Here is a 20,963-nt window from a genome sequence, read left to right as displayed (position 1 = left end):
CAATTAGAAACAACGTTTTCTTGTTGAAGATACAATTATTAATGGTACAGATGATGAATGGTATAAATCGGCTTGATATCAAACAGCTCAGAGTGCTACAGGCATTGCTTGATCTAAAGAACCTATCAAAAGTTGCACGCAAAATGGGCTTAACCCAACAAGCTATCAGTGAGCAGCTGCGTAAGCTACGTGATCTATTTGATGATCGTCTGTTTATCCGTCAAGGAAATAGCATGGTGCCCACACCAAAAGCACTATCGATGCAGCAACCTATTAACGATATATTAAGACAGTTAGAGGTGCTCTTGGAGCCGGATGTGTTTACGCCGCAAACCTATAAAGGTGTTTTTACGATTAGTGTGACCGATTATGCGACGCAGGCATTATTACCGCAGTTGTTTAATCTAACGCGCCGTGAAGCGCCTAACTTAAAATTGATAGTGCGAGATTTTGCCTCAGACAACATCAATCAGCTTATTGCGGCAGGCGAACTTGATTTACTGCTTACCTTTCCAGAGTTTATCCCTGATAATTTATCTTATGTCACTTTGTTTGAAGAACAACATTTATGCATTACAGGTTATAAAAACGAGTTCGCAACAAAGGTGTTAACACTGGCACAAATTGCAGCACACCCGCAGCTGGTGGTATCGCCTTCGCGTGCCAACTTACGCGGTTCTCATGATCAGTGGTTTGCCGAAAAAGGGCTTAAGCGAAACATTGTGATGTCAGTGCCTAGCTTTTCAGCTGTGCCAGATATTTTGCATACCACTGACATGATTGCCTTTTATCCCGTGCGACTACTGCCAAACAGTAAAGTTAAAGCGCTTAAAGTAGAAGCCCTACCGCCTACCTTTAAGATAATAGCCGCTTGGCATCCACGTACCAATGACAGTGGCATTCACCGTTGGCTAATCGAGCAATTACGAGATTTATAATGGGTAGGAGTAGTTAATATAGTCAATCCCACTTAAAAATGGCGTAGAGAATATTGATCACATTCATTTTTGTCGTTAAATGGTGCTAGCAAATATAGATTTCATTACCCTGTCACGCAACACAAAAAAATAAGGTAAAATGGTCGACCAATCAGCGCCTAGTAAAATAAAATCATAACGACGCCACCTAACTGATCGACATTTTTGAAATAACGATCCATAAAAAACATATAGTTGATCCAATTTAAGAGCGGTACAAGGCAGCCGAGTGCAGATGTATCTGTCATAATTCAAGCAAGGTTAACGCTGTAACGCTTTTATAGTGGATTGACTATAGACCATTAAAACCTGTCAAGGAAGCTTATATGAGTAACACTCTCGATACCAGTAATGATAAAATTCTCTCCTCCGACAACACTCACTACTTACACCACAACTTTTTTGAGCCAAGTGACAAAAATATTGCCATCAGCGCGACGCTATTGATTGTGCATGGGATGGCAGAGCACAGTGGTCGCTATGCAGATTTTGCACAGTTCTTGGCGGACAATGGCATCGCTGTTGCAACCTATGATCATCTTGGTCATGGTCAAACCATCAAAACCGAAGCAGATTTAGGGTTTTTTGGTGAAGAGCATCCCGTGCAGTCGCTGTTAAAAGATGTGATTGTCATGGCAGATAGCCTAAAAGCACGTCACCCCGATGTACCGCATTTTGTGATGGGCCACTCCATGGGCTCGTTTATCGTGCGTAACGTACTTAAGCATCATGCGCATAATTTCACTGGAGCGATATTGATGGGTTCAGCAGACGTCAATCCATTGACCAAAGTTTTGCTACCTATCAATAAAGTATTGGCAAAAGTAGCACCTAGACAGCCGAACTCAGTACTTGCCAATACCATGAATAAGGTATTGAACAGTCAACTAAAGGATCGCACCGCATCATCGAAGTTTGCTTGGTTGAGTGAAAATACTGCAAATATTGAAGCCTATGAAGCTGATCCAAAGACTGGTTTTGACTTTACCAATAATGGCTTTATGACATTATTTACTTTGATGGATACTGGACTAAATAAAGGCTGGGCCACCACCATTGCCAAAAACTTCCCAATGCTATTTATCAGCGGTGAAGATGATCCTATTGGTAACATGGGACGCGGTATTCGCCGCGTGGTCAAACGCCTACATAAACAAAAATTTAACCATGTTGACATTCAACTGTATCCCAATATGCGCCATGAAGTATTGCACGAGACAGACAATCAAACGGTTTATCAAGACATTTTAGCGTGGATAAAAAACATTGCACCAGGCGCTTAAAGCACGATAAACAATTCATCTTGAGCAGTCTTGTGAGCGCTTCTTCTCGAGCACTGCCACAATGAAATACTGAACTTGTTTGCTAAAAGTGGTCAAATTAGCGACAATATGGCAAGCAAGTTTTTTGGCCCAGTTATCTTGTACAATCGTCCATATTTTACAAGTATTGTATTTTAAGCCGGTCCGCCCAAGTTATGTCACTATAAATACGAGTCACCTCTCCCTTTTACTTATTTTAGGAATCTTTATGTCATTACAACAAACCATCGAACAAGCTTTTGAAAACCGCAACGAATACAGCCCAAGCAACATGCCACAAGACGTGCGTGACGCGATTGAGCAAGTACTTGAGCAGCTAGATAATGGCAGCCTACGCGTTGCCGAAAAGAAAGATGGCGAATGGGTCGTCAATCAGTGGGCCAAAAAAGCAGTACTATTATCGTTCCGCCTGAACGACAACTATGCGATGCCAGCGGGTGAGCATGTACAGTTTTATGACAAAGTGCCGACGAAATTTGCAGATTGGACCGAAGCACAGTTCAAAGAAGCAGGCGTCCGTGTGGTACCACCAGCCGTTGCTCGCAAAGGTTCATATATCGCAGCAGGTGCGGTACTCATGCCATCATACGTCAACATTGGCGCGTACGTCGATCAAGGCGCGATGGTTGATACGTGGGCGACCGTTGGCTCATGTGCACAAATTGGTAAAAACGTGCATTTATCAGGCGGCGTTGGTATCGGCGGTGTTTTAGAGCCATTACAAGCCAACCCAACCATCATCGAAGACAACTGCTTTATCGGTGCGCGCTCTGAAATCGTTGAAGGCGTGATCGTCGAAGAAGGCGCTGTCATCTCTATGGGCGTCTATATCGGTCAATCTACACGCATCTATGACCGTGAGACTGGCGAGATCCATCGTGGCCGTGTACCAGCAGGCTCTGTTGTCGTACCAGGTAGCTTACCATCAGAAGACGGCACACACAGCTTGTACGCTGCTATCATCGTGAAAAAGGTAGACGCGCAAACGCGTGCAAAAACTGCTGTGAATGAGCTATTACGTTTAGACTAGTATTTTTAATATTTATAGCCTCGTACCCGAACGGTACGGACGTCGATAAATCATAGTTACTAAAGACGCTGAAGAAAACTTCAGCGTCTTTTTTGCACCCTAATGCAGAGCGTTGCGTTATAATCCGTTTTTTGGTTTTGTTTTATCCAAACATAAAACGACAAATACCACAGCCTGCCTTCTTCTTTATTACGATTGATAACCGCTCCATCGCCTTATCAACCTTTAACTGTATTTGACATATTATGAGTGAATCACTATTGCGCACCGCCGCTATCCCCGTCACTGACCCTGAAGCGGGGTTACGTTTGACTGAGATTTTCTATTCCCTACAAGGTGAGGCCCTGACTTCTGGCTTGCCGACGATATTTGTACGTCTAACGGGCTGTCCGCTGCGCTGCGTCTACTGTGATACCGAATATGCCTTTACGGGCGGCGAGCGTCAGTCATTAGAAACCATCATAGACACGATCAAAAACTATCCATGTAAGCGCATTTGCCTGACTGGCGGTGAGCCATTAGCACAGCCAAATGCGATTGAGTTGATGAAACGCTTGCTCAGCGATGGCTATGAGATATCCCTTGAGACAGCGGGCGCGCTCTCGGTGCAAAATGTACCACCAGCCGTCAGCAAAGTGATGGATCTCAAAACACCAAGCTCAGGCGAAGTGGACAAAAACTTATGGTCAAATCTCGATCATCTCACCGAGCACGATCAGATCAAGTTTGTCATCATGAACCGCACAGATTATGACTGGGCAAAAGAAAAATTAGTCGAGCATAAGTTAAATGAATTGGTCGGTACCGTTTGGTTTTCGCCGATGTTCAACGTGGCAGATGATGTCGATGAAGCGCTCAGCCCTGAGGTACCTGTGTTGGCAAGAGAGCTTGCTGAATGGATGCTGGCAGATGCCTTGCCCGTTCGTTTTCAGCTGCAACTACACAAAATTATTTGGGCAGATGCCAAAGGCAAATAAAAAGACAAACCATACGCTAGTCACTGATAGAACATCCATTTAGAACAATAAATATAAATACAAATCCATATACAGGCACGTACTTTCAAGGAGGAAACATGATTCGGCTGATCTTGCTAGGACTACTGTCAGGTGCATTTTTTAGCTCAACCTTTGTATTAAATGAGCTGATGAGCGCTGCTGGTGGGCATTGGTTTTGGTCAGCGAGCTTGCGCTACGTATTTGTGCTACTACTACTGACGGCAATGATTGCTGTTCAACACGGTATGGGACGCATCGAAGAGCTTTGGGCGATTTTTCGTCAACATATAGGTTTCTGGTGCATTACTGGTAGTATTGGCTTCGGCGTGTTTTATACTGGCATCTGTTATGCAGGTGATCACGCCAGTGGTTGGGTTGTGGCGGCGACCTTTATGTTTACCGTCGTGACCAGTTTGCTTGTCTTACTGGCATTCGGACAACGCTTTGATAAAAAATTCATTTTTTATGCCCTGATTGTCTTCGTAGGCGTGGTACTGGTCAACGTCAGTGAAGGTTTGCACGCGCCTAGTGATGCCAATGCCATACCACTGACGCAAATGCTACTGTATGGCGCGCTGCCAGCACTGATCGCGGCGTTTAGCTATCCTATTGGCAATCAGTTGGTTTGGCAGGCCTCTTACAATGCGAAACAGCATAAAGCTAGACACCAAGATAGGCATCAAGATAGTGAGCACCACTCGCAGCCGATGCGTGCAGAAACAGCGCTATTGGCCAGTGCCCACAATGCTACTGATACGCATAGCGCTGACCGTGATACTGCGAACAACTCCACACTGCAAACCCTGATCAGACGTATTCCTGTTATCGAGACGGATCTGTTACAAAATGCCTTTAACAAAGTGTGGTTGATGACCGTCGGGAGTTTCCCGTTCTGGGTTGTCTTAGGGTTGGTAGTACGCCCTAAGTTACCTGGCAGCGCGCAGGTGTTTAACACGCTACTGGTCGCCTTGTTATCAGGGGTGGCCGCGACCAGTCTGTTTTTATATGCGCGTGAGCACGCGGTGACCTCAAGTGAGGTCGCGGGCGTTGACTCGACCCAAGCCAGTGAAATCATTTTTGCTTTGATTGGTGGTATGATCCTGCTGGGAAATCCACTACCCTCAGCCTTAGGTCTGGTCGGTATTGTACTGATTATCATTGGCTTGATACTGTTTGCAAAAGATGGCTAAATGACGCTCTAACGATGCGCTGAGTTTTTTACATCAGCCAAAAATTCATTATTCAAAACAAAAACTCCATCATTTTGATGTTCAATATTTGGCAATATAACCATGGTTAATGATTTAATTTTTCCTGATATTCTATTATATTTATTGGACATGGTGGGTATCATCGCCTGCGCGATTGCAGGGACATTGCTCGCTCAGCACAAAGGCTTTGATATTGCTGGTTGTATATTGGTCTCGATGGTCAACGCGATTGGCGGCGGTACGCTACGTGACATGGCACTAGATCGTCACCCACTATTTTGGATGACGGATCTCAACTATGTGATCGTCATTACCGTGACATCCCTTATATTACAAATATTCTTTCATCTATATCACAAGATCGACAATGCGCTTAAGCTTTTCGATGCCATTGGTCTCGCGGCATTTAGCGTGATTGGCTTTAAGGTCGCATTGACCCAAGGTATGTCACCTCTTATTGCTATCATGATGGGCGTCTGGACAGCCATTATTGGTGGGATGCTCCGTGATATTATCTGTAATGAGATACCGCTCGTATTGCAGCGTGAGATTTATATCACGGCCAGTATCGCAGGATCTGTAACGTATTTATGCCTACAGTATGTCGGTGTCAGCGCTGGCATCAATGAGTTTATTATGCTCTTTGTCATCTTTGCCGTGCGTATGCTGGCGCTCAGATTCGACTGGCATTTGCCCTCTATCCGTTTGATTGCTTAAATAGCTGATCAAAAATGCAATGCTTTTTGTACATAAAAGCTGACAATCATCAAAAATAGTGAGAATGGCTTATGTTGGCTATCGTATTAGATCCTGCTGTCCTAATCACGACTTTTGATCCGCGCTCTTTGATCTATTTTTTTGATATGATTGGGATTATCGCCTGTAGCGTTTCAGGGACGATACTAGCCAAGCATAAGAACTTTGATGTCTTTGGTTGCTTGCTGGTGTCTATTGTCACAGCCATCGGTGGCGGCACCGTACGCGATGTGATTTTGGATCGTCATCCGCTGTTTTGGATGGTAGATATGAGCTATCTGACGCTCATTACGATCTCTTCCCTAGCCATGCAGATATTTTTTCATCCAAACTCAAGACGAGTAGACAAGTTCCTCAAACTGTCCGATACCATCGGTCTATCTGCCTTTACGCTCATCGGTATCAAAGTCGCTGATAGTATGGGTACCAATGTGCCAGTGGCACTGTTATTGGGCGTGATCACCATCATCGTTGGTGGCATCATTCGCGATATGATTTGTAATGAGATTCCACTGGTATTGCAGCAAGAGATTTATATCACTGCGGCGTTAACTGGGGGTATTCTATACTTTGCTCTAAAGAACTTAGGCGTTACCGATTGGGTTGCTGATGTTTCTGCGATGAGTACGATTTTTACCTTGCGTATGCTGGCTATTCGTTATGATTGGCAGTTCCCCACTCTTGAGTGGAAGTACTGATGTTAAGTCAAAAAGTAGCAAATAGTATCAGTACACTCAAACTTGACTGTACTGATAGCATTTAAGCCTTAACCCTGCTCTACCACAGCCAAGTCTTTTACCATCAGCTGTAAGCTTTGTTTGCCATTCCATTCATTGATATCTAGCTGAAATAGTAAATGCACTTTTTTGGCACGGTAATCCCAAGCCTCATTATCAAAGTTAAAACAGATTGCCTCGATTGGATATTGGACGTCTGGATAACGCAGCGATAGTTTAAGATGCTTGTCTTTTAATATCTTAAAACTCAATACCTCAAACACACCGTCAAATATCGGCGGTGCAAATCCATGACCCCAAATGCTAGCATCTGCTAAATGTTCAGCAAACCACAAGCTAAAATCTCCCGCTTGCAAAGGTCCATCAGTGAATTTCTGCTCTGCAAACACGTCATCATCCATTTGTGCCATCACCTCATTAAAGGCGTCGACAAATGGCTCAAAATTACGACGCTTTAGGGTCAGACCTGCTGCCATCGCGTGACCACCAAAATGACTGATGAGATCAGGCTGACGCTCGGCGACTTGCTCAATCGCATCACGAATATGCACGCCAGCAATTGACCGTGCTGATCCCTTAATCGCATCGTCTTCACCAGTCTGCTCTGTATCTGCTGGCGCAAAAACAATGCTAGGTAGGTAATGACTCTCTTTTAAACGTCCAGCGACAATACCAATCACGCCTTGATGCCAATCATCCTGATACAGAACGATACTACGAGTGTCTGTATGGCTTGTCTTATGAGTAGTGGCAAATTGAGTATTAACTTCTTGAGTAATGAGGTCATCGCCACTGTCGCTTGTATTTTCATCGACCTCAATATCAGTTTCAGTAGCCAATGTCTGTACAATACTATCTGCCTGCGCACGCATCTCGCCTTCTACATGACGGCGTGTACGGTTTAGTTGCTCAAGCTCTTGCGCCAAACGCTGGGCGGTGCTCCAGTCTTCGGTCAATAGGCACTCAATCCCGATACGCATATTATCCATACGTCCAGCCGCATTGATACGTGGCCCTAACACAAAGCCAAAATCCTGTGCGTGTAATTGCTTGGGGTCACGGCCTGCTTGCTCAAGTAGCGCCAATATACCCATACAACAGCGACCTTGACGAATAGCAGATAGTCCGTGATGGACCAAGATACGATTGTTTTTATCGAGTACGCCGACATCTGCGATCGTACCAAGCGCTACCAAATCTAAATACTGACTAACCTGTACCGTAGACTTGCCAGCGTCGCGGCGCAGCTTTGCCAATCGTCCGAGCACATAAAACGCGACCCCTACCCCGACCAGTGCTTTACTGGTGAAATTGCAATCAAGCTGATTGGGATTGACGACGGCTTCAGCAGGTGGTGTCTCTTTGGTCGTGAGATGATGGTCCGTGATAATTACCGTAATACCATCTGCTTGGGCGCGCGCCACACCTTCATGACTGGAGATACCGTTATCGACCGTCACTATCACGTCCGGCTGATAGGTTTCGATGCCCAATTCGACAATCTCTGGCGTTAGCCCATAACCATATTTAAAACGATCGGGCACCAAAAAATCGACGACTGCCCCCATCTTTGTGAGTGCGCGCATCATCAGCGCGGTACTGGTTGCGCCATCACAGTCAAAGTCACCAACGATAAGGATACGCTGACCGTCATCAATAGCGATGTCCAATAGACGCACGGCTTCAGTGATACCGTGCAGCATGTCAGCAGGCAACAGACCAGATAAACCAGTCTCCAGCTCATCAGGTGCAGTGATACCTCGGCCTGCATATAAGCGAGCAAGCGTCAATGATTGGGCGGCAAGTGGTTGCAACGCGGCGGGCAACTCGTCAATGCGAGTGCTGGTATTACGGGGGGTTAAATTTAGCATGAGCGTATTTTACTGCCTTTAAGGCAGGGTCACAACGACAATTTATATTGTCGCTGTGTAGCCATTTATATTGTACTTATTCACAAAATACATCACCTCAATCTGTCGCTTAGTAGAATCTATCACGGCGTAGTAGTTCATCTCATCCAGCTTGTTACTGGCAACTAAGCTCCTACTCCTCATATGATCTCTTACTTACAAAAAGGATGCATAGTGACCGTACTTTTCTGCATTTTGCTACAAAGCAATGATTGTATGGCGCCTATAAATTCATAGAATAGTAAACAACTGAGAGACTTGCTAATTATTGACGGTTACATCATCAATATTTTAACTATTTATAAGGATACTTTATGAAAACCACACCAGCTGCTGAAAAACTACCAAATACGATCGATCCTAGCTTAGATCTTGATAAAGTCAAAAAAGAATGCCTCGACATGGTAAAAAAACGCGCCAGAATATCTGCTGGTGTTGCCATCGTGCCTGTACCGTTCTTTGATGTGGCGGTTGATGCTGGTATGCTGACGCAATTGCTCCCTGAGATCAGCGAACGTTTTGGTTTGATTGAAGACCGTCAGTCAGCAATCGATCTTCAGTCACGCGAAGTGCATTGGAGTGCTGTCAAAGATCGCACTGTAGATTTTGCAGGATTGATGGCAACGCGTGGTATCGTTAAGAAAACCATTCAAGGCTTTGGTGGTCGTATCGCCGCCAAACAAGTCACCAAATTTGTCCCATTAGGCGGTCAACTGGTTGCTGCGACCATGGGTTATACGATTTTTAAGAAAATCGCTACTGACCATATCAACGAATGCTATAAGCTTGCAAAAGACATTCAGCAAAAACAACATGGTAAAAATGTCTAATAAACATTAGGCAACGCCATATCCATATATCCATAAGGCCAGCTATGAGATTTTTTAGCTGGCTTTTTTGTGAGTAAGCGCATTGTAGACTGTCTCAGGCGACGGGTTAATGATGCCATTACTATATTTTACTGATAATATAGCACTTTAGAGATTATCAAATACCTTAAAGGATTCACTTATGAAAAAACTTTTGGCATCGACCGTTATGCTGGCTACTGTCGCGCTAGCAGGCTGCACCACGACGGGTGCTACAAATGACGGCACAGGCACAGCAATTGGTACCGCAAATGAGATTGGCATGAATGTCTTTAAAGCGGCGATCGACAACCAATGCCGTAGCCAAATTGAAAAACAAACCGCTTGGCGTGTTGCAAGTGTCGCCATGACGGAAGCGCAGCAAGAGTCTGTTAAAAGTAACGTTTGTGGTTGCGTGAGTGAGCAAGCCCCGCAGCAAGTGACCATCGTTGAATTGGGTAATGCCGCTATCGATTCTCAGTATCGCGCTCAACTGGTCACTAGAGTTGTCGCCAAATCGCTTCAAAGCTGCTATGCCAGTTTTGTCAAATAGAGCACAATATTAATAAATAAAAAACGTCACGAAAAAAGGGGTACGCTACCAATAGCACTCCCCTTTTTTTGACGCTTTATACTATCTACCTACTTACTACCTACTTACGTTATCGCATTTGCCTAAAATTTGTTTGAATCAGCTGGGTTTTGGGATAGAGCAGCTGTAAAAGGCAATGTCTGGCTGCGCCGGAAATACTTAGAGGAGCCATCAATAATTTTATCCACCTCTTTTACTAATTCGGTAATAACATCATCATAAATACCATGATACAGCTCTTTTTCAAATGCAGTAAAAGGATGCTTGCGTGACGCTGAACCAACCTCAGTTACCCCTTCCTTGCTATAAAAAATATCCACACGCCCATCACTATTTAACACACAGTTTAGTTGCCCACCTTCAAGCTCCATCTCTACCCGCTCAGGCATAAAAATATAATCGTCCACGTTGATAAGCTTTTTTTCTACTTCCCGCTTAAAAAACGACTTGATATCAAACATAAGTACTTCCCTAACTTTATAATTATAAAATACATGAGCATGCCTACTTCTACAACACAGCTTTTATCTATGTGCTGAGCAAATCATGCTTTATACGGCTATTCTATAAGATAGAGAGAAATTTTTTAAGGTGCGATATGTAAAACTGCGTTTGATGTTGGTAAAAATAAAGAGCTTGCCTCAAGTCTTATCATGACACTATCCTATTTATAGTGATTAAACCCAGCCTTGTTCACGAAATGATTTGAGCACCTCAACGAATACTGCCATCTCATCAGGTCTGCCAAGCGTTAGACGATTGAAACCTGTGATGGGCGAAAACTCGCGACCAACCGCAATACCATACTCGCGCATTCTGTTGATATAGGTTTGTACGTCTCCCTTTATTTCATGAAATATAAAGCTGGCTTGTGAGGATAGATATTGGTAAGCACCATAAACAATACGCCTAAATTGTGTCGATTCCAAAAACTCCGCTGCATATGGCAAACTACCGAACCCATCATGAGTCAATGCTTTGGAATGCTGTATGAATTATAAGATTGATACCGATATGGTAAGTGGCACTGGGTTCTATTCCAATCTTTGTCAGCGCCCTCTTATCGAATAGACCAAAAAAATGAGGTGCTCAGTGCGCACCCCATTTTTTATATTATTTAATACAGACAATCAGCTCAAATGTGCTTTAAGCTCCAGCACTTTATCGCGGGTCTTCGCCGCCTCTTCAAATTTCAAATCACGCGACATTTGCTGCATTTGCTTCTCAAGACGTTTGATTTCTTTGGCCAATAAATCAGGACTACGCAAGATATTGATATCGACATCAGGCAAATTGCTCTTGACTGGGATAGCCTGATTGTCATTGGCATCTAGGCTTTCGCCTGTATCAATCTTATCAGTGATGCTACGGCGCGCGCCTTTTGGCGTAATATTATGCTCAAGGTTAAAAGCAATCTGTTTGTCGCGGCGACGTTCTGTCTCATCTATCGCCTTTTGCATACTTGGAGTAATGCTATCTGCATAGAGAATGGCCTTGCCGTTCAAATGACGTGCTGCACGACCAATGGTCTGAATAAGTGAACGCTCAGAACGCAAAAACCCTTCTTTATCTGCGTCGAATATCGCCACCAATGAGACCTCAGGCATATCCAAACCTTCGCGCAGCAAGTTAATGCCGACCAACACATCATACTTACCAGTACGTAGCTCATGAATGATCTCCATACGCTCTACCGTGTCGATATCTGAATGCAGATAAGCGACCTTGACACCATATTCTTTTAGATAGCTGGTCAAGTCCTCTGACATGCGCTTAGTCAGGGTGGTAATCAATACGCGCTCGTCTTTTTCACGGCGTTTGGTAATCTCAGACAGCACATCATCGACCTGTGTCAAGACCGGACGTATCTCGATCTCAGGATCAATCAGACCCGTTGGACGTACAACCTGCTCTACCACCTGCTCACTATGTTCAAGCTCATACAGCGCTGGCGTGGCACTGACATAAATGGTTTTGGGCTTAATGCGCTCCCATTCTTCAAACTTCATCGGGCGGTTGTTCATCGCACTTGGCAGACGAAAGCCATAGTTGACCAAGTTCTCTTTGCGTGATCTATCCCCTTTATACATTGCACCGATCTGAGAGACGGTCACGTGTGACTCGTCGATGAACAGCAGAGCATCTTCTGGAATGTAATCAAACAACGTCGGCGGCGCTTCCCCTGATGGACGACCAGAGAGATGCTGTGAGTAGTTTTCGATACCATTACAGTAGCCAAGCTGCTGAATCATCTCAAGATCATACTGGGTACGCTCTTTGAGACGCTGTGCTTCAATCAGCTTGTTGTTTTCGCGAAAATACTCCAAACGCGACTCAAGCTCAGCGCGTATGGTTTCACTGGCCGCTTCTAACTTATTGCGCGGCGTCACATAATGTGATTTTGGATAAATGGTAATACGCGGCACACTACGTACGGTCTTGCCCGTTAACGGATCAAACCACGTGATTTTCTCCACTTCATTGTCAAACAAATGCACACGTACCGCCAGTTGCTCAGACTCAGCAGGATAGATATCTAGCAGTTCACCACGCAAACGATAAGTACCACGGCCAAAATCTAACTCGTTACGGGTGTATTGCATTTCAACCAAACGCTTAATAGTTGCGGTACGGTCTATCTGATCACCAACCACCACATGCAATAGCATTTTTAAATAACTTTCTGGATCACCCAAGCCATAAATACACGATACCGATGCAACGATAATCGCATCACGACGCTCAAGTAGTGCACGAGTGGCAGACAAACGCATCTGATCAATGTGATCATTGATGGCGCTGTCCTTTTCGATAAAGGTATCGCTAGCAGCGACATAGGCCTCTGGCTGATAGTAGTCATAATAACTGACAAAATACTCAACCGCATTGTTTGGGAAAAACGACTTAAACTCGCCATATAGCTGCGCGGCAAGGGTCTTATTATGCGCCATGATGATGGTTGGGCGCTGACATTCAGAGATGACCTTAGCCATGGTATAAGTTTTACCAGAGCCCGTCACACCTAGCAATAGCTGTTCATCCATACCAGAGTCAATACCTTTGACCAGCTTTTCGATGGCTTGCGGCTGATCGCCTGCTGGCTCAAAATCGGTGACCATCTCAAAGGCACGGCTGGATATTTTCGTTCCAGACGCATTGACACCACTGATTTCAGCTTCGCCTTGGAGCTGAGCGGCCAATTGGTTTAACTGACGCGATGAGCGCGGTTCAGGCATTCTCATAGTAATTTTCTTCTTATTAAAGTTTATAACAATATGGAGTCTGAGCAGCGGTTTTTAAAGGCTTTTTAACGGATAATGACAAGTCTTATCTTATACATATTGCCATATCGCGCTACACAAAATATAAGTCTGTAAAGATACTATTTATCGATAAATAAACCTGCCGTTGTTATAAAAAACGCACATAGACTTTGATAAATTTACAAAGATTTTCACGGTTAACAAACCCGTTACACGACCACCTAACAAAGCCTAACACTGAGGGGTTCCAACATCGATTTAAGCTGTTATTATCGATCATGAATTAACAAGCAGGTGACTTATCAGCCGGTAGATAGAGATATTTCTGATATTTATTTTGGATTGATTGTCATCAGGTAAGAGTAAAACACTAATAACAATACATTGAGATTTTCATTCAATATAATAATTTTAAATAAATAACGGAGTAAAATATGAGAGAACGTTACGCAAGTGGAATTTCAGACGATACCGCAAAACAAATGATTGATTTGTTAAATGCTAACTTGGCAAACGTTATTGATCTAACCCTAGATGGCAAACAGTGTCATTGGAACCTACAAGGTACTGGTTTCATCGGTGTGCATCAGTTGTTAGACGAAACATCAGATCGTATCCTTGAAGTATCAGATACTATTGCTGAGCGTATTGTGATTTTGGGTGGTCAACCAAACGGTCTGGCAAGTCGTGTGGTAAAAGAGTCTATCTTAGATGATTACCCAACTGATATTACTGAAGTAGATCAACACGTACGCGAGCTAACTAACCGCTACAAAAAAGTAGCAGAGGCATTAAGAGAAGCCATTGCTACTGCTGGCGAAGCTGGTGATGAAGATACCGCCGACCTATTCACTGAAGCTAGTCGCATCATCGATAAAGATGCTTGGTTCATCGGTGCGAATGCGCCAAAGAAATAAGTATCCGTGAATTAATGGGTGTTTTAGACTCATAATTACGAATAAAAAAAGCCGTCATTATTGACGGCTTTTTTGTGCCTTACACTTTTTTGTGTCTTACACAATGAATGACGTATCGAATATTTAACAATCTACCTGCTGTCAATGAATCCGTCTACTGTATTCTCCTTTATTGACTTGCTTTATAGCTCAAATATCTTCTAATTTCAGAATATCAGCATTTGGTGCCGATAGTGTCAAAATTGCCTCTTGGAATACAGGGTTATCTCGGAACAAGTTTTCAACCTCCTCAAACTTTTGAGCGACATGTTCTTCTTTCTGATTGCCTGCGATATCCACTGCGGCGACCATAAAGATCTTTTTAGGACCAACCCACTCTAGGTGTAGATAGGACACACTATCGATATCTGGATGATTTAGCAGTTCGCTCAAGACGTATTCGTGCATATGGTCAGTGACTCTATACCCCACCAAAAAATCACGGTTACGGCTAATCAAAAATATCGCGACCACCCCCAGTAATAAGCCTACAATGATAGAACCAAGCGCATCCCAATAAGCCTCTCCAGTATAGGCATGCATGCCCATAGCGGCGGCGGCAACCACCAAGCCAATAACGGCAGCTAAATCCTCAAAAAACACACCGCGCAAGGTAGGATTAGAGGTATCTACCACATAACCAAGCGCACTCACATCTAATGCTTCGCCGTGCTTTTTACTCTGTCTATAAGCCTGAACCAGCGAAAACCCCTCAAGCACAAAGGCAACTGCTAAAACGATAAAAGCAATCGTATAATTGGTCTCAGATTCAGTAGCGTTCCACTCCTTAATACCCGTATAAATAGACACAATCGAGCCTGCCGTAAATACACCAAAAGCAGCAATCATTGACCAGACATAGGATTCTTTGCCATAGCCTAATGGATGGCTCTTATCAGCAGGTTTAACAGATTTTTTTTCGGCGACAATGAGCAACGTACCATTGCCCGCATCTGCCCATGAATGCGCCGCTTCAGCAATCATGGAAGCAGATCCTGTCATAAAGGCAGCCACGGTTTTTGCAATCGCGATAATGACATTGGCACCAACGGCAATCAACACCGTAATGAGCGAGCCTGAGTGCTCATCGTTGGTTTCAGGACTCTGATTTAGGACATGCTTTAACTCGGAATCATTTGGGGTCTGCAGACTGCTAGCACCGCGCGCACGATGACTCGGCACTTTAGAAGAAGCTGACGAATGATGTTGGGGATTACCAACGGATGGCTTTAGACTCATACTAAACTCACTGGAATAACATGTTGATAGTGAATATATTCACCATGGACGAATGGCTTGAAATACCTATCAGCTTAAAGTAAGCGCTTTACAATATCAGTGTCTTTTTAGTGAGTCGTTGTAGCGTAAGGCCGTTATATCATCAACATCTGATAACCAGATCTAGTGACTCTATTTGGCAATATCTTCAGGCTCGCCAAAATTTTGATTCAAGCTTTCAATATCACAACTGGGACGATGTGCGCTTTCCATACGCAGTTTTTTTCGCTCTATCGCTGCATCTGCTCGGCATTGCTGTAATTTATTTTTGATGACAAGCGGAGGGACAGGAGTTGGCTTGCCATTATCATCGATAGCAACCATTGTAAAATAGCAGCTATTGGTATGGCGCACGGTACGAGCACGCACATCTTCTGCCTCAACACGAATGCCAATCTCCATTGAGGTATTTCCCACATGATTGACACTGGCTGCAAAGGTTACTAATTCGCCCACATAAATAGGCTCACGAAACATAACTTGGTCCACGGACAATGTCACGACATAGCTACCACTATAACGACTGGCACAAGCGTAAGCGACCTGATCGAGCATCTTTAGCAAATCACCGCCATGGACATTACCGATAAAATTTGCCATATCAGGCGTCATCAATATCGACATATATAGTTCATGATTCAGTGGGGCTTTTTTGGCAGTCGAGCTGGTATTGTATTGCGGCATAACGTTCCTTAAATGGTTTGACACTTATTTGTTGTGCCTACCATTTATACAGTAGGGCACCAAATAGCGCAAACAGCCCTGTGTCTCTAATCGGTCTAGGTTATGTAAATTAGAGCTATATAGGGCCAGCTTTTATGAATAAGGGCGATCTTGGTTAGCTCAACCAATGAAAACGATAAGCCAGCCAAGCGACAATCGCGCTGACTGAGCCCGTTAAAACACCGCCCCATACAAAGTCAACGAGCGCTGTATCTAGCGTAAAGCCCTTGTATAGTGCCAAGTTAGTAAAGTCATATGTACCGTAGGCCATTAGACCAATCAAACCACCAAGTAAGAAAATATGACCAACTGATGCACCTGCTTTGATTTGTGGATATAGAATCAATATGCAGAGTGCCAAGATATAAAACATATAAAAGATACCAGCTGCCATCATGTTAGGCTCATCCGCCAATAGATGACCGATGCGCGACTCATAAAAAGCCCCTTTCATGGTCGTCAGCCAAACAGCATCCACTCCTAGAAAGATAACCACCGCGGCAAGATAAATAAAAACGTAACCCATGATAATACCCCTTATAAAATGAATAAAAACGGATAAAACTTATAATGTCAGTCGTGGCTGAATAAAATCTAAAAATGCTAAAATACGCGATGATACGGCACTGTTTTTGTAATAGACCGCCTGTATGGATTCGCGATTGTTTGGTGTTACTATAGCCTCAGGCAACACCTCAACCAATCGTCCAGATTTCAAATCGTCACCAATCATAAAATTTGACAGTAAAGCGATACCTTGATGATTTAAACACAGCTGACGCAAAGTCTCGCCGCTACTGCCAGTCATATGAAAGTTCAGTTTCACTGGTGTTTTTAGTGGCCAGCTATTTAGCTTTGACGCATCGTTAAAGCCAATTAATTTATGAGTGCTTAAATCATTAATATGAGCTACTTCATTATGCTGATATAAATATTCAGGACTGACTACTAGCCGCAGCTGACTTTTACCCAATAGACGCGCATGCAAGTTTGAGTCTTTTAAATCGCCAATTCTGATAGCCAGATCCGTCTTATGCTCAAGCAAGTCGATGATATTGTCATGCGAGGTCAAATCAAGCGTAATATGCGGATACTGCTGCACAAACTCACCAACCAAAGGCGTCAGCTGATGCAATACAAACGGACTCGCAGCGTCAATTCGTAGATGCCCACTCGGCGCTTGTTTTAACAGCTTAATTGCCTCTTCACCGGTATATAACGTATTTAAACTCTCACGCGCATATCTAATAAAGACATGTCCTTCCTCCGTCAGCTCTAAGCGCCGTGTCGTTCTATTTAATAGCGTGCATTGCAGCGTATCTTCGAGTCTGGACACCGCACGAGATACTTTAGCGACTTGCTGATTCAGCAAGTTGGCAGCGCCAGTAAAACTGCCCGTATCCACTACGGTCAAAAATATCTCTATATCTTCTGTTTTAGCATGTCCCATCATCATGATGACCTTTACAAAATTAACAAAGGTATTTTGTCATTTGTGCTGTTTTTTGCAAACTATAAATCGGTCAAACTACGCGCATTATTTAATTATTAGGATGTCGTTATGCCACTCGCTTTATGGGCGCTTACTCTAAGCGCATTTGCAATTGGGACAACCGAATTTGTCATTGTTGGATTGGTACCAACTATTGCCACCGATTTGGGCGTGAGCTTGCCTTCAGCAGGGTTGCTCGTCAGCCTATATGCCGTTGGTGTCGCTATCGGTGCCCCTATCCTTACTGCACTCACTGGTCGCTGGAATCGTAAAATAGTACTGATGAGCCTAATGGGTCTGTTTGTCATCGGCAACTTGCTGGCTTGGCAAGCAACCAGTTATGAAACCTTAATACTTGCCCGTATCTTGACTGGTCTGGCACATGGTGTGTTTTTCTCTATTGGTTCCATGATAGCTACTAGCCTTGTCAGTAAAGAAAAAGAAGCCAGTGCAATTGCCATTATGTTTGCCGGACTCACTGTGGCGCTCGTCACTGGCGTCCCCCTTGGTACATGGATTGGACAGCATTTCGATTGGCGCGCTACGTTTTTGGTCGTCTCAGCACTGGGCTTAATCGCTTTAATTGGTAGCGCGATATTAGTACCAAAAAACCTAAAAAAATCTATCCCTGCAACCTTCAAAGAGCAATTACAAGTCATTGTAAAACCGCAATTACTACTGGTCTATTTAATGACTATTCTCGGCTATGGCGGTACGTTTACGGCATTTACCTACCTAGCACCTATCTTAGAACAGCAAACCAAATTTGCGCCATCAGCCATCGGTCTTATCATGCTCGTATATGGCGTGTCCGTTGCTATCGGTAATATCTGGGGCGGCAAACTTGCAGATAAACGTGGCCCTATTAGTGCGCTTAGCATTATATTTAGCGCCTTAAGTGTCATTCTTTTATTATTCACCTTTACCATGCAATCCAAGATCGCTGCTGTACTCACTATTTTGGTATGGGGCGCTTTTGCCTTTGGTAATGTACCGGGCCTACAAACCTACGTGGTCAAACAAGCTGAAAAATATACACCGAACGCTGTCGATGTCGCTTCTGGATTGAACATTGCTGCATTTAATATCGGTATTGCACTGGGCTCAGTCATCGGTGGTAGCGTGGTTGAAAATATGTCATTACAAGATACAGCTTGGATCGGTGCTGTTATCTCTTTAATGGCATTAGCGGTCACACGCTATTCAGGTCTACTTGATAAGCGTGCCCTGCAAACATCATAGAACCTTTCAATGTAAAACTTTTCAATATACAACCTCTTAACATAAGGGTCTCAAACTGTCTATACAGTATGAGACCATATAAGTGTTATGAAAAAGCCGTACCTATATAACTTAACTTATACTGTCGCTGTGTCTGCCATATCTGCGTCATTAAAGGCCGTCTCATCGTTCGAAACCGTTTCGTTTTTTAAGACCGCACTTGGTAAATCGGAAAAATGCAGCGTGTCAATATTGTTAGGCTTCACCGCAGTGACTTGAACCACACCGATCGTGCGCTCCAAGAATCCCCCTTCGCAGTAACAGAAGTAAAACTCCCATAGGCGGATAAAGGCATCGTCATAGCCAAGCGCTTGAATCTCTGCACGCTGCGCCATAAACGCAGCACGCCAATCACGCAGCGTGTACGCATAATCGAAGCCATAATCATGCAATTGTTTGACGACCATATCGGTTTGTTCAGTAAATTGTGTCGTCAGTTCTTGGTTTGAGAGCAGACAACCACCTGGGAAAATATGCGTTTGGATAAAATCAACCGAATCGATATAGTCTTGATAATTTTGATCATTAAAAGTGATGGCCTGCAATACCATAAGACCTGTCGGCTTGAGCAAGCTATTGCACTTGGCAAAGAAAGTCGGTAAGTACTCATGGCCCACCGCTTCAATCATCTCGATACTGACTAGCTTGTCATATTGACCTGTCAGCTCGCGGTAATCTTGTTTGAGCAGTGTGATTTTGTCAGACAGACCTGCTGCATCGACTCGTCGCTTCGCTTCATCATACTGGGCATCAGAGATAGTCGTGGTGGTCACATGGCAGCCGTAATGCTTGGCCGCAAAGATAGCAAAACCGCCCCACCCTGTACCAATTTCGATCACATTATCATCAGCGCTAAGCTGTAAACGTTGGCATATAAGCGATAGTTTGTGCTGCTGAGCATCGCTAAGCGTCACGTCAGGCGTAGGATAGACTGCCGATGAGTACATCATCGTATCGTCCAAAAACCGCTCATACATATCATTGCCCAAATCATAATGCGCTAGGATATTGGATTTGGAGCCAGATTTGTCATTGCTACGTAGCTGATGCTTCGCTTTTTCAAATGCTTTACTAATACCTGCAAAACGATTTTCTAGTTTATTGAGCACTGCTAAGTTACGAGCCGCCAAACGAATCAAACCTGTCAGATCATCCGTATCCCACTCACCATCGATATAACTGTCTGCTAGCGCGATAGAGCCTCCTAAAAGCAGCTGACGATAGACAGCGCTATCATGAATCTGTAACGTCACATGTAGTGAATGGCGACCAACCGCCGAGCTACTAGCGTCATTAGTAGCTACTTTGCCAAAGCTACTTGTCTTAGGTTCCTGCTCGTCAAATGTTTCAATCAGCGTGAGGCTACCAAACTGAACGTGCTGTAACGCACGAAATATAAGCTTTCTAGCTAAGTTATTCATACTATTGCTGACTGGCTGTAGTACAGCACTTTCATTAACTACTTTGCTCACACGAGCAGTTAATTTTTCTAGTTTTGTGACTGGTGCTCGATCGGTCGGTCGTGCTGGCATCGTGTATTTATCCTTGTTTAAATGCTTTATTTTTAGTGGTTCATTTTTAGTATTATA

Annotated in this window: 20 protein-coding genes; 11 read left to right on the top strand and 9 right to left on the bottom strand. The window is 43.9% G+C overall.

Translation table 11 applies throughout. The features are described from left to right. Positions 1-53 precede the first annotated feature (53 nt). The 7 genes from PSBA01_RS10010 to PSBA01_RS09980 all read left to right on the top strand — a co-directional run bounded on the left by PSBA01_RS10010 (position 54) and on the right by PSBA01_RS09980 (position 6,992). Entirely contained in the window at positions 54-938 is an 885-nt protein-coding gene (locus tag PSBA01_RS10010) for a LysR family transcriptional regulator (protein ID WP_186474194.1), read from the top strand. A 365-nt stretch (positions 939-1,303) separates the two neighbouring features. After that, a complete protein-coding gene (locus PSBA01_RS10005) occupies positions 1,304-2,260 on the top strand; it encodes an alpha/beta fold hydrolase (RefSeq protein ID WP_186474192.1) in 957 nt (318 codons plus the stop codon). 247 nt (positions 2,261-2,507) lie between these two features. Continuing rightward, the gene (gene dapD / locus PSBA01_RS10000; protein WP_186474190.1) at positions 2,508-3,329 is read left to right on the top strand and encodes a 2,3,4,5-tetrahydropyridine-2,6-dicarboxylate N-succinyltransferase; all 822 of its coding nucleotides are present in this window, start codon (positions 2,508-2,510) and stop codon (positions 3,327-3,329) included. A 245-nt stretch (positions 3,330-3,574) separates the two neighbouring features. After that, positions 3,575-4,306 carry a 7-carboxy-7-deazaguanine synthase QueE gene (gene queE / locus PSBA01_RS09995; RefSeq protein WP_093068799.1) on the top strand — a complete coding sequence of 244 codons (732 nt, stop codon included), beginning with the start codon at positions 3,575-3,577 and terminating at the stop codon, positions 4,304-4,306. 98 nt (positions 4,307-4,404) lie between these two features. Beyond that, positions 4,405-5,517, top strand: a complete 1,113-nt coding sequence (locus PSBA01_RS09990) for a multidrug resistance efflux transporter family protein (protein ID WP_186474188.1) — start codon at positions 4,405-4,407, stop codon at positions 5,515-5,517. A gap of 102 nt (positions 5,518-5,619) precedes the next feature. Then, complete coding sequence (locus PSBA01_RS09985; protein WP_186474187.1) at positions 5,620-6,255, top strand: trimeric intracellular cation channel family protein; 636 nt, start codon at positions 5,620-5,622, stop codon at positions 6,253-6,255. A gap of 71 nt (positions 6,256-6,326) precedes the next feature. Further along, positions 6,327-6,992, top strand: coding sequence for a trimeric intracellular cation channel family protein (locus tag PSBA01_RS09980; RefSeq protein ID WP_186474186.1), 666 nt, complete (start codon positions 6,327-6,329; stop codon positions 6,990-6,992). A 68-nt stretch (positions 6,993-7,060) separates the two neighbouring features. Here the strand turns inward: PSBA01_RS09980 and recJ are convergent, their stop codons facing one another. Further along, positions 7,061-8,902, bottom strand: a complete 1,842-nt coding sequence (recJ, locus tag PSBA01_RS09975; RefSeq protein ID WP_186474185.1) for a single-stranded-DNA-specific exonuclease RecJ — start codon at positions 8,900-8,902, stop codon at positions 7,061-7,063. A gap of 353 nt (positions 8,903-9,255) precedes the next feature. Here recJ and PSBA01_RS09970 point away from each other — a divergent pair, with 353 nt between their 5' ends. Both PSBA01_RS09970 and PSBA01_RS09965 read left to right on the top strand, forming a co-directional pair. Continuing rightward, positions 9,256-9,771, top strand: a complete 516-nt coding sequence (locus tag PSBA01_RS09970) for a hypothetical protein (protein ID WP_186474184.1) — start codon at positions 9,256-9,258, stop codon at positions 9,769-9,771. A 181-nt stretch (positions 9,772-9,952) separates the two neighbouring features. Next, complete coding sequence (locus PSBA01_RS09965; protein ID WP_071001935.1) at positions 9,953-10,342, top strand: hypothetical protein; 390 nt, start codon at positions 9,953-9,955, stop codon at positions 10,340-10,342. A gap of 122 nt (positions 10,343-10,464) precedes the next feature. On the opposite strand, the gene PSBA01_RS09960 is transcribed toward PSBA01_RS09965, so the two are convergent. From PSBA01_RS09960 to uvrB, 3 genes are all read right to left on the bottom strand, one after another. Continuing rightward, positions 10,465-10,842 (bottom strand): hypothetical protein, encoded by a 378-nt coding sequence (locus tag PSBA01_RS09960; protein WP_058025107.1) that lies wholly within the window; start codon positions 10,840-10,842, stop codon positions 10,465-10,467. 216 nt (positions 10,843-11,058) lie between these two features. Further along, positions 11,059-11,331 carry a hypothetical protein gene (locus PSBA01_RS09955; protein WP_228724560.1) on the bottom strand — a complete coding sequence of 91 codons (273 nt, stop codon included), beginning with the start codon at positions 11,329-11,331 and terminating at the stop codon, positions 11,059-11,061. A gap of 180 nt (positions 11,332-11,511) precedes the next feature. After that, on the bottom strand, positions 11,512-13,623 hold the full coding sequence (gene uvrB / locus PSBA01_RS09950) for an excinuclease ABC subunit UvrB (protein WP_186474183.1): 2,112 nt from the start codon (positions 13,621-13,623) through the stop codon (positions 11,512-11,514). Positions 13,624-14,078: 455 nt separating this feature from the next. Here uvrB and dps point away from each other — a divergent pair, with 455 nt between their 5' ends. Continuing rightward, the gene (dps, locus tag PSBA01_RS09945; RefSeq protein ID WP_093068787.1) at positions 14,079-14,561 is read left to right on the top strand and encodes a DNA starvation/stationary phase protection protein Dps; all 483 of its coding nucleotides are present in this window, start codon (positions 14,079-14,081) and stop codon (positions 14,559-14,561) included. Between the two features lie 189 nt (positions 14,562-14,750). On the opposite strand, the gene PSBA01_RS09940 is transcribed toward dps, so the two are convergent. From PSBA01_RS09940 to PSBA01_RS09925, 4 genes are all read right to left on the bottom strand, one after another. After that, complete coding sequence (locus PSBA01_RS09940) at positions 14,751-15,839, bottom strand: cation diffusion facilitator family transporter (protein ID WP_186474182.1); 1,089 nt, start codon at positions 15,837-15,839, stop codon at positions 14,751-14,753. A 171-nt stretch (positions 15,840-16,010) separates the two neighbouring features. Continuing rightward, entirely contained in the window at positions 16,011-16,562 is a 552-nt protein-coding gene (locus PSBA01_RS09935) for an acyl-CoA thioesterase (RefSeq protein WP_071001939.1), read from the bottom strand. Between the two features lie 154 nt (positions 16,563-16,716). After that, positions 16,717-17,127, bottom strand: a complete 411-nt coding sequence (locus tag PSBA01_RS09930) for a DUF2177 family protein (RefSeq protein WP_071001940.1) — start codon at positions 17,125-17,127, stop codon at positions 16,717-16,719. Between the two features lie 39 nt (positions 17,128-17,166). Further along, the gene (locus PSBA01_RS09925) at positions 17,167-18,057 is read right to left on the bottom strand and encodes a LysR family transcriptional regulator (RefSeq protein ID WP_228724559.1); all 891 of its coding nucleotides are present in this window, start codon (positions 18,055-18,057) and stop codon (positions 17,167-17,169) included. A gap of 105 nt (positions 18,058-18,162) precedes the next feature. On the opposite strand from PSBA01_RS09925, the gene PSBA01_RS09920 reads away from it, so the two are divergent. Then, positions 18,163-19,335: an MFS transporter gene (locus tag PSBA01_RS09920; RefSeq protein WP_186474180.1), complete on the top strand. Its 1,173-nt coding sequence runs from the start codon at positions 18,163-18,165 to the stop codon at positions 19,333-19,335. A 116-nt stretch (positions 19,336-19,451) separates the two neighbouring features. Here the strand turns inward: PSBA01_RS09920 and PSBA01_RS09915 are convergent, their stop codons facing one another. After that, a complete protein-coding gene (locus tag PSBA01_RS09915) occupies positions 19,452-20,906 on the bottom strand; it encodes an SAM-dependent methyltransferase (protein WP_186474178.1) in 1,455 nt (484 codons plus the stop codon). Positions 20,907-20,963: the final 57 nt, after the last annotated feature.

The sequence above is a fragment of the Psychrobacter sp. KCTC 72983 genome, assembly GCF_014280455.1.
Lineage (GTDB): Bacteria > Pseudomonadota > Gammaproteobacteria > Pseudomonadales > Moraxellaceae > Psychrobacter > Psychrobacter pacificensis.
The sequence above is the reverse complement of the archived record's forward strand: the minus strand, read 5'-3'. Positions and strand labels throughout refer to the sequence as shown.